Origin of the sequence: Flavobacterium sp. FlaQc-48 (assembly GCF_044007335.1) — a bacterium.
In the GTDB taxonomy this organism is placed as follows: Bacteria; Bacteroidota; Bacteroidia; order Flavobacteriales; family Flavobacteriaceae; genus Flavobacterium.
In genome coordinates, this window is the sequence record NZ_JBIPCR010000002.1 from 178,921 (window position 1) to 194,829 (window position 15,909).

The 15,909-nt window shown below is 40.2% G+C and carries 10 protein-coding genes; 6 read left to right on the forward strand and 4 right to left on the reverse strand.

What is annotated here, in order from left to right; genetic code table 11:
* Window positions 1-69 precede the first annotated feature (69 nt).
* From ACHRWY_RS03985 to ACHRWY_RS03995, 3 genes are read right to left on the reverse strand one after another with little or no spacing between them, the layout of a single operon-like run.
* Window positions 70-3,171: an efflux RND transporter permease subunit gene (locus tag ACHRWY_RS03985; RefSeq protein ID WP_395352737.1), complete on the reverse strand. Its 3,102-nt coding sequence runs from the start codon at window positions 3,169-3,171 to the stop codon at window positions 70-72.
* A gap of 11 nt (window positions 3,172-3,182) precedes the next feature.
* Window positions 3,183-4,238: an efflux RND transporter periplasmic adaptor subunit gene (locus ACHRWY_RS03990; protein WP_395352739.1), complete on the reverse strand. Its 1,056-nt coding sequence runs from the start codon at window positions 4,236-4,238 to the stop codon at window positions 3,183-3,185.
* A gap of 6 nt (window positions 4,239-4,244) precedes the next feature.
* A complete protein-coding gene (locus tag ACHRWY_RS03995; protein ID WP_395352741.1) occupies window positions 4,245-5,573 on the reverse strand; it encodes a TolC family protein in 1,329 nt (442 codons plus the stop codon).
* A 428-nt stretch (window positions 5,574-6,001) separates the two neighbouring features.
* Between ACHRWY_RS03995 and ACHRWY_RS04000 the strand changes: the two genes are divergently transcribed.
* The 4 genes from ACHRWY_RS04000 to ACHRWY_RS04015 all read left to right on the forward strand — a co-directional run bounded on the left by ACHRWY_RS04000 (window position 6,002) and on the right by ACHRWY_RS04015 (window position 13,007).
* Complete coding sequence (locus ACHRWY_RS04000; RefSeq protein ID WP_395352744.1) at window positions 6,002-7,648, forward strand: hypothetical protein; 1,647 nt, start codon at window positions 6,002-6,004, stop codon at window positions 7,646-7,648.
* Between the two features lie 26 nt (window positions 7,649-7,674).
* Window positions 7,675-8,349, forward strand: coding sequence for a LysE family translocator (locus ACHRWY_RS04005; RefSeq protein WP_395352746.1), 675 nt, complete (start codon window positions 7,675-7,677; stop codon window positions 8,347-8,349).
* A gap of 528 nt (window positions 8,350-8,877) precedes the next feature.
* Complete coding sequence (locus tag ACHRWY_RS04010) at window positions 8,878-9,375, forward strand: hypothetical protein (RefSeq protein ID WP_395352748.1); 498 nt, start codon at window positions 8,878-8,880, stop codon at window positions 9,373-9,375.
* Between the two features lie 194 nt (window positions 9,376-9,569).
* Window positions 9,570-13,007: a pyruvate carboxylase gene (locus ACHRWY_RS04015; protein ID WP_395352750.1), complete on the forward strand. Its 3,438-nt coding sequence runs from the start codon at window positions 9,570-9,572 to the stop codon at window positions 13,005-13,007.
* Window positions 13,008-13,496: 489 nt separating this feature from the next.
* Here the strand turns inward: ACHRWY_RS04015 and ACHRWY_RS04020 are convergent, their stop codons facing one another.
* Window positions 13,497-14,168, reverse strand: coding sequence for a TetR/AcrR family transcriptional regulator (locus ACHRWY_RS04020; protein ID WP_395352752.1), 672 nt, complete (start codon window positions 14,166-14,168; stop codon window positions 13,497-13,499).
* A gap of 147 nt (window positions 14,169-14,315) precedes the next feature.
* On the opposite strand from ACHRWY_RS04020, the gene ACHRWY_RS04025 reads away from it, so the two are divergent.
* Entirely contained in the window at window positions 14,316-15,209 is an 894-nt protein-coding gene (locus ACHRWY_RS04025) for a bestrophin family protein (protein WP_395352754.1), read from the forward strand.
* 20 nt (window positions 15,210-15,229) lie between these two features.
* Entirely contained in the window at window positions 15,230-15,874 is a 645-nt protein-coding gene (locus tag ACHRWY_RS04030) for a carbonic anhydrase family protein (protein WP_395352756.1), read from the forward strand.
* Window positions 15,875-15,909 lie beyond the last annotated feature (35 nt).

The window sequence follows — 15,909 nt, forward strand, 5'->3', positions numbered from 1 at the left end:
GATATTCTGGTTTGACACTTGCAATACAACTGCAGTACTTTTTATGTACTACCTAGGGCGTTCACCTAATTAATTGGTCTTTTTTTTCTTTGAAAATCGGGCGAGCATATTATCGATGATCAGATACATGCTTGGAACGACAAAAAGTGTCAGGATCATTGAGCTACTCAGTCCCCCTATAATGACCCATGCCATTCCGTTCTTGATCTCAGAAGCGGCACCGCCTGCAATAGCAATGGGCAGCATTCCGAAAATCATAGCTAAAGTAGTCATTAATATCGGGCGCAGACGCTCTTTTCCAGCCTCTACAAGTGCTTCCCTGACCTTATATCCCTTCTCTTTAAGATGGTTGGTAAAATCGACAATCAGAATAGCATTCTTGGAGACAAGTCCCAGAAGCATTATCATTCCGATGATGGTAAATATATTTAGGGTTTCCATAGTAAGGGCAAGGGCTAAAAAAGCACCTACAAGAGCGACCGGTATGGAAAACAAAACTACAAACGGATATACTGCATTCTCATATAGTGCCACCATAATGAGATAAACCAACAGTATAGCTGTTAGTAAGGCTAAGCCCAGGCTTCCAAAGGCATCACTCTGGCTTTTGGAGTCACCAAGGAATTCAACGCTGACCCCCTGAGGGATTTTTAAGGACTGGATTTTCGCCTTTATCTCATCGCTAACAGTTCCGGTGGGCCTTCCCATTACGTTCGCCTGTACAGTTATAGAGCCCATGCGGTCAATACGCTGCAGGGTCGTCTCACCGAGAGATTCACCTACCTGTGCAAACTGATTTAGAACAATTGTCTGTCCCTGCGCATTAATAAAGGGAAGATTCCTGATGCTGCCCATATCGGAACGGTTAAATTTGTCCAGACGAACCATGATATCATACTCATTTCCGTCCTGTTTGAACTGGCTCTTATTACTGCCGCTAAAGGAATTCTGCAGCGCAGCGCCTACTGATTGGGCATTAATTCCCATAAAGCTCATTTTTTCCTTGTTGAGCCTGATTTCGACCTCAGGTTTTCTATCCTTAACCGATAACTTTACAAACTGAGTTCCGGGCACCTGGGTTATTATTTTTTGGTATGCCTCTGCAACGGTTCGCACCTGATTCAGGTCAACTCCCTTAATGGCAATCTGAATGGGTGCCTTGCTGACATTTCCGGTAATGGATGTGGAGGAGAGTGTAAACTTCGCCCCTGTAATTATACCGCTGAGTTTTTGCTGTAGGTAACTGCCGTATTGCTCTGCGCTCATACTGCGCTTGTTTTTATCGACAAGAGAAATTGAAAGCTCTGCAAGGTTGTTATTGCTTCCCGTTCCCGAGATACTTCCGTTGACAAAACCAGCGCTAGAGAATACCTTTTCGACTTCCGGCTGCTCAAGGATAATTTTCTCTGCCTGCTGCATGAGCATGTTGGTTTTGTAAATTGTAGCTGTCGGTTCCAGTTCCATGTTCAGTATCAGGTCCCCCTGATCTGCTTTGGGTATAAAGGCAGCTCCTATAAAGCCCATTGGCACCAGGGCAATTGAGGCTATTATCAAAAGTATGGTGCCCGATAAAAGCCATCTTTTTTTACTTAGTACTTTTTCAAGCAGCTGTGCATAATCTTCCTTGAGGGTATCAATAAACCTTTCAAAGGAGAGGTTGATCCTGCCCCAGAGCGTATCAGGGCTTAAATGTTCCAATTTTCCAAAGCGGCTCACCAAAAGCGGGGTTATGGTAAAAGAAACAAAAAGACTCATGAGTGTGGAAATGACCACAACCATTGAAAATTCGCGCAGTATCGAACCAATCATCCCCCCGGCCAGTGCAAGGGGAAGGAATACCACCACATCGACAAGGGTAATGGAAAGGGCAGTAAATCCAATCTCATTTCGCCCTTCCAAGGCTGCTTTTCGTTTGTCGGAACCCATTTCCATATGGCGGTATATGTTTTCCAGTACTACAATGGAGTCGTCCACCAGAATACCCACTACCAGGGATAGCGCCATAAGTGTCATTAGGTTGAGTGAAAAATCCAAAAGATACATGGCAATAAAGGTGGGTATAATCGAGGCAGGAAGTGCGATGAGTATGAAAATAGAACTTCTCACCGAGTGCAGAAATGCGAGCATTACAATTCCTACGATACATACAGCGAGCATAAGGTCAAACATAACGGCATCTGCTGCATGAAGTGTATAGATACTCTGGTCTGTGGATATATTGAATTTTAACTGCTTTGCTTTATATTGGTTTTGCAGGTTTTCAATTATTTTTTTTACCTCACGGCTCACCTCTACGGCATTGGCATCATTCTGTTTGATGATCTGAATACCTATTGAGGGAATACCGTTACTGTGATTCACGGCTGTGGGTTTTGCTGCTGCATCAATTACTTCGGCAACATCCTTCAGGTAAACGGCACCCTGCGCAGGGTGATTAAGCACGATGAGATTTCGTAGTTGATCAAGTGATTTAATATTAGCATCATAAGAGATGGAAAGCTGCTGGTTTTTTGTTTCAATGCTTCCCGCAGGAAAAGAAATGTTACTGTTGTTTACTGCCTGGGTAATTTGTGTAATCGACAATCCGTAAAACAATAGTTTTTCCTGGTTAATATTTACCTGGATCTCGCGTTTGTCTCCGCCTATGATATTCACCTGTCCCACACCGGCTGTATTTTGCAGTATAGGTTTAATCTGTTTGTCGATAAGGTCGTAGAGTTTCTCCGGGGACATTGCTGCAGTTACGCTTGACTTGATCACGGGAGTTTCCTCGAGATTAACTTTATTGACAAGCGGCCGCTGGGCATCGTCAGGTAGTGTATTTATGGCCTGGTCAGCCTTGCGCTGCACATCGCGTTCGGCCTTGTCAATATCGGTACCGCTTTTGAAGGATATAGTGATAATGGAAAGACTTTCCTGAGAAGTGGAGTTGATTTGATCGAGCCGCTCTACAGAGGAGAATGCATCTTCGAGTTTTTTTGTTACTGTTGTCTGCACTTCGGCCGCAGAGGCACCCGGATATATAGTGCTTATAGTAACGGTAGGCACTTCAATTTTTGGAAGCAGATTGTAGTTCAGGCTCAGATAAGACTGTAGGCCAAAGAGTACCAGTACTGTAAATATTACAATAAGCAGTAAGGGCCTTTTTATAGCAATTTCGGTTATTGACATCTGGATTCTCTTTATTTAGAAATTTTAATTAATGTGCCGTTTTGAAGATTAATTTGTCCCGAGGTAATAACCTGATCCCCTTTAGCAAGACCAGTAATAACCTGTACAGTACTGCCGTATTCTTCCCCGGTTTTGATACTTCGAAGAATGGCTTTACCGTTTTGAGATACGTAAACCGATGCATCCTGCATACTGGCAAGGAGAGCCTGACGAGGCAGGGTAAGGATTTTTTGTTTTGTTTTTACCGAAAAGTCCGCAGTGACAAAAGTGCCCGAACGAAGTGGGGAATGCGGATCATTGACCCCTGTAATCTCTACCTTGTAATTATAGGTTTCATTTGCCTGGGGGCTGATAAAGGTAACTTTTCCAAAAAATGATTTATCGGGGTAGATATCGGTTGTGAGTTTGATCTGCTGCCCTGTACTGATTTTATATACTTCTGATTCTGTAAGATAAACGGCCACTTTTACAGAGGAAAGATTGACAATCGATGCAATTTCCGCTCCTGTGCTTACAAACATTCCCTCTTCTACGGATTTTAAACCGATAATACCGTTAGTCGGGGCTTTAATGGTGGCATCTGCAATCTGCTGGCGCAACTGCTCTGAGCGGCTGGCTGCGTCATTATAGTTTTGACGGATTTCGTTGACTTTTTCCTGTGTAGCGGCATTACCCTGCAGGAGTTCCGTATAGGTTTTGAGGTCGCCTTTGAGTTTGGAGACATTGGACTGGGATTTCTGAAGATCAATCTGCAGCAGACGCGTATCAATAATGCCGAGAATTTGTCCTTTGCTGACCTTATCTCCGGGGTTAAAGAGCAGACGCTTTACAATTCCGCTGTTTGCCGAGAGTACTTTTGCCTCTTGAAACGGGGCGAGCATTCCTGTTTTTTTGAGTTTATTTTCCAATAGTTCTTCTTTAACCGGAGCTATAGTTACAGGGATGTGCAAATTTTCGCTCTCTGAGGGCCTGTTTCTCAGGTTAATTTGTTTTTTGTTACTTAAGAGTTTATAGACAATAAAGACCGCTGTGAGAAGAATCAGGATGAGTATAATTTTTTTTTTCATCGTTTTTTAGAGTGAATTATAAAAAGTTTTGAGTGTACCGGCTGCTTTTTCCAGATCAATGCGGGCCTGATAATAACTGTATAGAGAACTGAGGTAATTTTTTTGGGCTTCCCGCAGTGAGTTCTGGGTATTGAGCCAGTCGGTAAGGTCAGTGGTTCCTTTTTGGAACTGAAGGTCCGTTACCTTAAAGACCGATTCTGCCAGTTTTACATTCCGCTGGTCATTTTCCACATTAGCCCTGGCTCTTAAGAGTTTGGTGTGGGAGTTTTCATATTCCACCTGATATTTCCCTTGCGAGAGTTTGAGGTTTTCCTCGGCATTCATGCGGTTGAGCTTAGCCTCATTATACTGCGCGTTACGCTTGTAAAAATCAAGAAAAGGAATACTGAGCTTTAAACCCACAGCCGAATAGGGAAGCAGGTCATCATATGCCCCTTTGAACTGGCCCCCAAAACCAACAGCCCCATAGCGCGCATAACCCGAAAGCTTGGGAAGGGCTCCATATCTGATGCGGTCCTGTTCGATTTGGAGTATGTTGATGTTGAGCTCACTGAGTTTGTAATCGGACCGCTGCTGGGCAGAAAATATCCCCGGGACATCATTAAGGCCTGCCAGATCCTGCAATTCTCCCGATACATTTACTTTAAGTGGCTCACTAATGGGAAACCCCATTTCAAATTTCAGTTCATTCTCTCCCAGCTCTATGTTGCTTTGTGCTACGCGGATCTGTGAGAGTGTATTGTTGTAGTCCACCGTTACCTTGTCCAGATCTTTCTCAAGGGTAACACCTTTGCTGACCTGCAGGGCATAAATCTGCATCTGGCTCTCATAGGTATTTTTATTGTAGTTGAGGATTTCCAGCTGCTGGCTGTAGATGAATATCTGCAGATAGGCCACAGCAATATTATAAATGATGGTTTCCTGACCGATCTGAGTGTTGACATCCGCCTCCATTTTGTGGTATTTACTGGCTTTGATACCAGTGAGAATGGACTGGTCATAGATGACCTGATCGAGTTGTGCAACGGAATTGGAATTAAATTTCTGAGTGAGCGATACCCGCATTTCATCAGGTCCGAAAATCCCGGCAGGAATTACGTTTTGCTGCAGTTTAAGGTTATTGTCCAGTGAAGAGGTAAGACTCACACGGGGAAGATAATCGGCAAGCACCTGTTTGGCCCTGGCATCAGCAGCCAGCTTCTGGTTGGCATAAATGGTGTTGTTCCCGTTGTTTTTCAGCCCATAGGCGATACACTCCTTAAGCTTCCAGTTCTCCTGCGCCTGCGCCTGGAATATAAAGCTGAGCAGCAGTGTGGTAATTATATTTTTAGACATAAAATAGTAGTGGCTTATGATCTTTGCAGAAAGATCTTTTTATTTAACGCATCTAAGGTAACAGGTGGGTCCACTGTGCTTTTTTTTATTATACAAACCCTGCCCAATATTATACAAAAAGGGTTATCAGCACTTTTTTTTAGTAAAGGGCTGGATTCTCAAGGCAGTAGCATGCGCCCTGAGTATACTGTATGAAAAAGAAATAAGGAAAGCTCCAATCTTTATGCATCGGGCCTGCTTATACAACAGGCAAAATTTTGTTAAATCTCGGGATCCCTATTGGTATTTTAGACCAAGTGCCCTTCTGTCTCGACCAAAAAATCCTTCGAAAGCTTTGATATAGTTTTTGGGAGGCTTTGTATAGAAGTCATTTTAAAGGGGGCATGAAATTCTAACTTTGTAAAAAAATCAAAAGAAAAAAAATAGTAATGAATAATTCTCCCATAAAGGCGGCTGTAATGAGTTTTCTCATTATATTTTCCACTAAATGTCATGCTTATGTTTATGGCGAGCACAAAAGGATTGGAGACAGGGCTTTTGCAATGTTCTTTACTAAAAGCAAACGAGCAAAGAGTACTTTCTTTTTTTCGTCACTGGGGGTTGATTCCGCCCATGAAGCACTTTCTTTTTTATCAAAAGGATCATCATACCCTGTGACCTACGGAGTGCTTGGGGGGCTGTCAGGAGACCATGTGGAGGATCCCTTGTCACTCTCTGAAGAACTGCTGGATCAAAACTCCAAACTACAGTCAATATTCAGCCTTCATGAAGAGTATCTTGCCAATGGCTTTATTGCCGCTCCTGATAAGAAACTGGCAAAAATAGATTTTCGCTATGTCACCCTTGCTCTTACCAACAAATCGCATTTTTATATGTATGGAAAGGATCTTGAATATCACCTGAAAAGCTTCGATTCCGATATGGTACAAAAAGGGCTCAGTGCGGATACTGAGGAGGCTAAGGCAGTATTTTCAAAATTAAACAGTACCAATTCTGTATTAATGTACACTACGGTGCACCAAATGGCTATAACCCTGGCCGATCAGGCAGGTAAAATCTATGCCAGTGATCCTGCAAAAGCAAAAGAGCTGATTTGTAAGGCAATACTATTTAATGGTTTTGCAGATCATTTTCTCGAAGATATGTTCTCATCGGGGCATATGGTGATCAACCGCAGTATTTTTTCTTCCTTTACCAATACGAAGGCCCTGCATGATTTTTATTCAGAACAGGGAACTCCGGTTATAAGAAAAGATGGTGTGGAGTGGAAGGCATACGGAGACGGTTTCCTTTACAAAGGGGGTGAGGATAAAGTTATTGAGGCTGTAGAGAATTCTCTTGAAGAGGTCCTTATTGCCTTTGATAAGGGAGCGGCCTGCTTAGGAACTGCGCAGCAGAGTAAGATACTGGATTTAATACCGCTGCCCTACAATCGACATCTTAATGATTCTTTTCCAACAGAGCGTATAACGATGCAGGGGCTCGGCACAAGGGGTATGCCCGAGCAGCGTAATTTCATCAGAAGCCGTATTGCCAATTCAATAGAGTTTGGACGCAGCACCCCTCTTTTAAGCCAAAATTATCTGCAGGGTTACGAAGTCCGGTTAAACTTTGGGTATTTTGCCGGAAAGTATTCCTATAACAAGGAGGGAGAAAAAAAAGGAAAGCTGGATTCCTGGTATGGCTATACGCTCAGCTACGGATGGGGAAAGATTGGTACTATTAGTTCATCAGGTTCGTTGAGTCCCTTGGGTTCATACGATGAGATGAAAGTTATCAAAGGCGGACTTCGCAGCAACTTTGATGTATGGATAAGCGATAATAGGTTTATTGGGGTTAACAGTTATCTCGAAACAGGACTGCTGTTTTCAAAGGGAAGGGCAAATCCGGTTTTTGTCCCCTCGGTAGGGATACAGTTGGCGTCTTTACTAAAACTAAATTACTATGATATGCCTGCGGCAGTCCGTATTCCGCTGCAGCTCATTCTTCCTTTGCAGTTTAGGGTAGGGACACTGTTTTCAAACGGATACAAACCCAGCTCGTTTCATAGTATCGATCTGACTATCGCTTTTTAAATAATCTTAAATATAATTTTTAGCATATGAAATTAGCCGAGATACTAATTGCTTTCTATACGGGAGTTTTTTTGAGCCTGATGGTAGGTCCGGTTTTATTAATGCTCATTCAGACCAGTGCTACAAAAGGGGTAAGGGCGGCCATTGCATTTAATATTGGCGCCTGCACGGCTGATATTATTTTTATCATCATATCGGTCTGTTTCAGTTACAAATTTCTGCAGACCATTAAAAATGAGCCGAAACTTTATATAGCAGGGGGCGCTGTGATGGCTCTTTACGGTGTTTTTTCCTTTATTACAGCTGCAAAGGGCTCACAGGATGGCACGAGTATGGATTTAGGCAGAAAAAATATTGCCGCTCTCTTTACGAAAGGTTTTTTGATCAATATTGTAAATGTTGGTGTTTTCGGCTTCTGGCTGATGGTGGTGCTTCTTGTTGGTCCCAAGATGGATATGGATAAAGGGAAAATATTTTATTTTTTTATAATTGTATTTGCAAGCTACATGCTTGCCGATCTGCCGAAAATACTACTGGCAAAAAAACTAAAAAGCAGGCTTACCACCGGGCGTATCATAGTAATGAAAAAAATAACCGGGCTTTTCCTTTTTGTTTTTGGAACCGCGCTTATTGTTCAGACCTGGTTTCCTAGTGATCACACATTGGTGCGCAGTGTACTGTTACAAATCGGACTGGGTTAGAAAATACAATTCAAAAAGCACCAAATTTAGCTTACTGCAACTAATTAAAAGCTATCGAAAAGCAGCATTGGAATTAAATAAACAATTATCACAAAATAGGCTACTATTTTTTTACCATAAATTTTAATAGGTCGTCTTTCATCATTTTTATTTTAGAAGTAGAATTAGTTATTATTTTTCATGAAAGACCTAAAAGAGCTGTTTGCCAACAGCTCTTTTTTTTTAGAAAAGTCAGTATTGGATTTCAATTTACACCAAGGCTAAAACCTGCAGACTGTGAATGGTTACCGTATGTGTAAGTGTTTCATAATTAATGAGCTAAATATTTGCTGAACTGTGACAAAACACACAGAAACTGTGCCGGGTATATTTTACATTCGCTGAGTAAATTACCCTTTTGGCAAAGTTATTTTAAATGTTGGGATCTATAAAAACAGCATTTGGTATTAGTTGTAACTATAGCAGCAGTGCTGCTGTAAAACGTTTTGGACTAAGGGTCAAATTCTATTAACGAAATAAAAAATAATCTTGAATACAATAGTGATACAATCCTCTGAAGTTATTAGTTCCCCTGCTGCAGAATTGTTTAAACATGTACTGGAGAGAGACCTTTTAACAGCTTTTGATAATATTCCCTTTGTTGCTGATTTTGCCCCGATTGGTTCGCTGGACACAGAGCGCAATCCGGGAAGTCAGCGAATTATTTTTTTTGAGGACAGCAATTCTGCCCGGCAGATTTTCTTGACCTTTATTACCGATTGGTCCTTCTCAGTGCGGATTGATAATTTTTCCTCTATATGGTTAACTCCACTGAGATGGGTAGAATATCAGTTTGTCTTTTTTGACAGCGCAGAGGAAAGCTGTACAGTTTCGGCAACCTATCAATTCAAAATGCGTTCAAAGGTTGAGATGTTTTTATTTCGGGTACTGGCGCGAAATTTTATGCAGAAGCGTTTTGATTTATTTTTAAAAAGAATGTCCCAGAGCATTGGTCAATATAGGATTGAGCGGGATTGGAGTTATTAAAATAATGGTTTTATAGTTTTTACATTTCTAAATATGGGCAGGGAGGATTCTTACTTTATTTATAATTCACACGATCGGGGAGTGAGCCCTGAAAGAACTGGATTTAAAGTTTTAAGAGTAGACGATCTAAAGCAGGCCTGTTATTTAAAATGAAATATTTTTTTGTTTATGGATATTTAACTTAATTTTTTACAATGAAAATAATTTCTAAGTTACTAGTTGCAAATAGAGGAGAGATTGCAATACGTATTTTCCGCGCCGCTGCGGAATTAAAAATTAAAACTGTTGGAGTGTATACCTATGAAGACCGGTATTCACTGCACAGGTACAAAGCCGATGAGGCTTATCAGATAGGTAAGGACACAGATCCTTTAAAGCCCTATCTCGATATTGATGAAATTATTAAAACAGCCAAAGCCCAGGGAGTGGATGCTATTCATCCCGGTTATGGTTTTTTATCTGAAAATGTACTCTTTGCGGCTAAATGTGCCCAGAACGGTATTTTATGGATTGGGCCGGATGCTGAAATTATGCAGCAGTTAGGTGATAAGGTTGCGGCCAAAAAGATTGCCCTTGCCGCAAATGTTCCTTTAATTCAGGATAGTAAAATCGATCTTTCTTCGTTTGTTATCGCCCAAGAGGAGGCCAATCGTATCGGTTATCCCCTGATGCTTAAAGCGGCTGCTGGCGGAGGAGGCCGCGGAATGCGTGTGGTTCGAAAAGCCACGGATCTGGAGGCCTTGTTTAACGATGCCAAAAGAGAAGCCAAAACAGCCTTTGGAGACGATACGATATTTATTGAAAAATTCATAGAAAGCCCCAAACATATTGAAGTACAGATATTAGGGGACAAGCATGGTAATATTGTGCACTTATTTGAGCGCGACTGCAGTGTGCAGAGGCGATTTCAAAAAGTAGTGGAAATAGCTCCGGCGCCTAATTTAAGACAGGAAACCAGAGATAAATTATATGAGTATGCCCTGAGTATTGCCAGAAAAGTAAATTACAATAATGCGGGAACCGTTGAGTTTTTAGTCGATGCGCAGGAAAATATTTATTTCATAGAGGTCAATCCCCGAATTCAGGTGGAACATACCATTACTGAGGAGGTAACGGGAATTGATATTGTCAGAAGTCAGATCCTTATTGCCTGCGGGCACAAGCTCTCAAGTCCCGGGATTTATATCAAGAGCCAGGAAAGTTTAAAGTGCAGCGGTTTTGCCATTCAGTGCCGAATCACCACCGAAGATCCAGCCAATGATTTTACGCCCGATTACGGGACCATTGTTGCCTATAGAAATGCAGGGGGATATGGAATCAGGATAGACGAGGGAAGTTCGTATTCTGGAGTTAAAATTTCGCCCTTCTTTGACTCGATGCTTGTAAAGATTACGGCCCGGGGAAGAACGCTGGAGGGCACCAGCCAGCGCCTTTTAAGAACCCTTAAAGAATTTACCATTGAAGGGGTGAAGACCAATATTCCCTTTTTGGAAAACCTGATTGTTCATCCTGATTTTCAGTCGGGAAGCATTACCGTGAATTTCATAGGGGATAACCCATCCCTTATGCAGATCAAAAGAAAATCGGATTATGTAACTAAAAGCCTGGCCTATATAGGCAATACGATTGTAAACGGAAATCCGGATGTTAAATTTGTTCTGCCCGAGAAAAAATTTCTGACCCCAAAATTACCCCTGCCCTCGAGTTTGGTTCATGCCGATGGGACCAAACAGCTGCTTGAGACTCTTAAACCCAAAGCTTTTGCGCAGTGGATCACCAATCAAAATCAAATCTTATATACGGACTGTACCATGCGTGATGCGCATCAGTCTTTATTGGCTACCCGTGTGCGTACCATAGATATGCTGCCTTACGCGGAAGCCTTCACCAAAGATTTTCCGCAGATGTTTTCCATGGAAGTCTGGGGCGGGGCTACTTTTGATGTTGCGATGCGTTTTCTAAACGAAAGTCCCTGGGACAGGCTCGAGCAGATGAGAAAAGCAATGCCAAATGTACTGCTTCAAATGCTGCTCAGAGGTTCCAACGGAGTGGGATATACGGCCTATCCGGACAATCTGGTGGAGAAATTCATAGAAGTTTCCGCCCGGAAGGGGATCGATGTTTTCAGGATTTTTGATTCGCTGAACAGTATAGCCAATATGAAAACCAGTATAAACTCAGTGCTCAGAGACACAGACTCTATTGCTGAAGTATGTATGGGGTATTCGGGTGATATACTCAATCCAGAACGCCCTAAGTTTAATCTCAATTATTATTTAGATTTAGCCAAAAGAATTGAAGATACGGGAGCCCATATTTTATGTATTAAAGATATGGCAGGATTATTAAAGCCTTATGCGGCAGAAAAACTAATAACCGAGCTCAAAAAGTCTATTACTATTCCGATTCACCTGCACACCCATGATACGGCAGGTATTCAGTCGGCGACTTATCTCAAGGCCGTAGAGGCGGGAGTGGATATCATTGATGTGGCACTGGCCTCTATGTCGGGACTTACCTCACAGCCTAATTTCAATGTTTTTGCAGAGGCCATAAAAGGCACTTCTCGTGATGCGGGTTTTGATGTTGAAAAATTAAATCAGTACAGCAATTATTGGGAAGATATCAGAGAGTATTATTATCCTTTTGAGTCGGATTTAAAATCCAGCACGGCAGAAGTTTACAAACATGAGATTCCAGGGGGACAGTATTCCAATTTAAAACCTCAGGCTTATTCGCTGGGTCTGGAGAGCAGAATGACCGAAATTAAACAGGCATACGAGGATTCAAACAATCTTTTAGGTGATATTATTAAAGTTACCCCTTCTTCAAAAGTGGTAGGAGATCTGGCTATGTTTATGGTCAGTGGTAATTTAAGCAAAAAGGATGTTTTAGAAAAAGGAGATTCTCTGTCTTTTCCTGATTCTGTCAAAGGAATGCTTAAAGGAGAACTGGGACAGCCTGATGGAGGATGGCCAGAGGGCTTTCAAAAAATGGTGCTTAAAGGAGAAAAACCATTTACAGATCTTCCCAATGCACATTTAACGCCTATTGATTTTGATAAGGAGTTTGAGATTTTTCAGCAGAAGTTCTCTGGCTCCTGCACACTGGCTGATTTTTTGTCGTACAAATTTTATCCGAAAGTTTTTGAAGCATACTTTAAAACCTGTGAGAAATACGGGGACGTAAGTGTTATCCCTTCTACGGTATTTTTCTATGGACTTAAACCCAATGAGGAAGTGATTGTGAATATCTCTCAGGGCAAATCCATTATTGTAAAGTTTCTCTACAAGTCCGAGCCCGACCTTCATGGAATGAGAACGGTTTATTTCAAACTCAACGGCCAGACCAAAGCTATTGAAATCAAAGATGAATCTATAAAAACAGAAGGAGTAAAAAATAGAAAAGCGCTCACTGATGCAGATGTTGGTGCTCCACTGCCGGGACTGTTGAGTAAAATATGGGTAAAGGAAGGGGATGTACTGAAACATGATCAGCCTCTCTTTACCATTGAGGCCATGAAGATGGAAAATACCGTACTTGGAAAAGCAGGGATTATTAAAAAAATCCATCTTGCTGAAAATAATCTAGTGGAGAAAGGAGACCTACTCATAGAGTATGCGGTCAGCTAAAAAAGAATCGTTTTTAAGTAATAAGGCTGGCGTAAGCCAGTTTTTTTTATGCCTAAAATTTTAGAATAAAAGGGATCATTTTTTATGAATTTTGGGAATGCCCCATATGAGGTATTTTTATAAAATAACTATTTAACTATAAAATCTGAATCATAAAGATTCGACCAGATGTTGGTTTCTTCTGTTTTCGCTTTTAAAAAGCCTTAAATACTTTTGTTGTTTCTAAGGCCAATAATGACGCTGTGAAATTAGATTCGGACAATTTAGAAATTAGAATTATTAGTCTATCTGTTAGCATTGTCCCTCATTTCTGGGATATAGAAATAGTATTGAAGAAGATAAAAGAATGATTCAGTATTAAAATAAGAACATAGTATCTGTTCATTTGAAAAAAATAATTTCAGGTCTTATTTAAACGACTTTTTTACATGTGCTTGTATTGGGACATAAAACCAAAGTTATTAAAAAGCAGATTAAATCCTTTAGCTTCTAATCCAGTACTTTAAATAAAAAATCTTCGATAAACTGGCCCGTAAATTCCAGGTTTGTTTTTGAGGTAGCATCTGTAAGTTTAGGCAAATTAGCACTAAAATATTGCTGTTGATGAGAAGTTTCAATCAGGGTAGTGCTTAGTGATCTTGGGTATTTATATTTAGGATTATATTCTGAGATAACTTCTGCTATCTTTCCACATAAGTCTTTATAAGGCTTGAATACCTCATCCTTATTGATTTGGGCAACTTCTTTTACCAGATAAACTTTACTGCTTTCTGCAATAACGATTTGATTAAGCAGCTTTTTATTATAGTCAAATTGAGTAGTGCTTTCTTCGAATTCGTGGGTAAGCAGGCTTATAATTATTTTCAGCTTTTCCTTTTTGTCAGTTACGTTTTCTAACTTAAAAGTTACTAAAAATTCCATGTAAGACCAATACCAGTTTAAGATATAGAGCAAAAGACGGTGCTTATTCTCAAAATACCTGTAAATGCTGGCTTCAGTACTGTTTATTTCTATGGCGAGTTTCTTAAAAGTAAATTGTTCAAAACCAAGTTGACTTATTAAGTCAATTGATTTCTTTACCATTAATTTACCTAATTCACTGCTTTCAGGATTTCGCAGAAATATCTTTTCATTGATATCAAATTTTACTTGAAATTCCATATTAATAATCATTTCAGCAAATGTAATAAACATTTACTGTTTAATAGTAATCATATCTTTAAAAATATTTAACAACTATTTATAATAGTATTACTATTATGAAAAATCGTTTTTACTATTTTTGTATGGCAATTCAAATCCCATTATATGCTGATCAATACTAAAATCCCGGTTTCTTATCTTTTTAATAAGGTAAAGTATGAAATTTTCTACGTATTAATTATTGGCACCTTAGTTCATTATGTTACTACTCAATTTGAAAATATTATTCCGGTGATGCCCATTACAGTACCTGCATTTATCGGAACAGCGATTTCTGTTATTCTTTCATTCAAACTCAGTCAGTCTTACGACCGTTGGTGGGAGGCCCGCAAAATATGGGGAAGTATCGTAAATGACAGCCGTAGTTTTGTATTGCAGCTGCAGTCTTTTGTTGCCAGGGAAAATCAAGATGAAGTTAAAGAAATCGCTTTTAGGCATATTGCATGGTGTTACAGTCTGGGGCAGAGCCTTCGGGGTCTTGATCCTGTTGAAAATTTAACGAATTTGATCTCTAAAGAAGACCTGGAAGAAATAGAAAAACAGAGCAATAAACCTTTAGCATTATTACAGTTAAATACACTTCAGATATTGGAATTAAAAGAAAAAAGAGCAATAAGCATCTTCTCACAAATTCAGATAAATAATACTTTAGTTAATTTTTCAAATGCTATGGGAATGGCTGAGCGCATTAAAAACACCGTTTTTCCTGTAACCTATCGTATATTTTTACACTTTTTTATCTACATTTTTATTGTCACGCTCTCCATTGCATTGCGGGATATAAAAAGCTATTTTGAAATTCCGCTGCTTTTGACGATCTCAACGATGTTTTTTCTTTTAGAAAGATCTGCTACCCACATGCAGGACCCCTTTAGAAACCGTCCTACTGATACTCCTATGACAGCAATAGCAAGAACAATTGAAATCAATATTAAGGAGTTATTAAAAGAATCGGATGTGCCTAAACCGCAACAGCCGGAAAAATTTTATTTATCATAAACATTTAAAACCAATCACAAATGAAAACGTTAACCAAAGAAATGCAGGCCGCAATAACTCCTTCAAAGGCTTTAGAGCTTTTAAAAGAAGGAAACCAGAGATTTGTAAGCAACCTGAAAATAAACCGTAATCTTTTACAACAGGCCAATGAAACTTCAGACGGACAACATCCTTTTGCTGTGATTCTGAGCTGTATTGACAGCAGAACTTCAGCGGAATTAATTTTCGACCAGGGACTTGGCGATATTTTCAGTGTGCGTATCGCCGGAAACATTATCAATGAGGACATCTTAGGCAGCATGGAGTTTGGCTGTAAAGTGGCGGGTTCAAAAATAATCGTGGTATTAGGTCATACAAAATGCGGAGCTGTAAAAGGTGCCTGCGACCACGTTGAAATGGGTAACCTCACAGCGCTGCTGACCAAAATAAGACCGGCAGTTGATGATGAGACACAGACCACAGAAAATCGTAATTCAGGCAATCCTGATTTTGTAGAGAATGTTTCAATCATTAATGTTAAACGTACCGTTAGATCAATAATGGAACGCAGTCCGATATTGAAAGAAATGATAGAAAGTGGAGAAATTGGAATTGTTGGAGGATCACACGACATTACTACAGGTGAAGTGACATTTTTTCCTGAAACTATTAAATTTGGATCGTAAAAAATAAGGACAGCAGCTTCTCTCAATATTGAAAA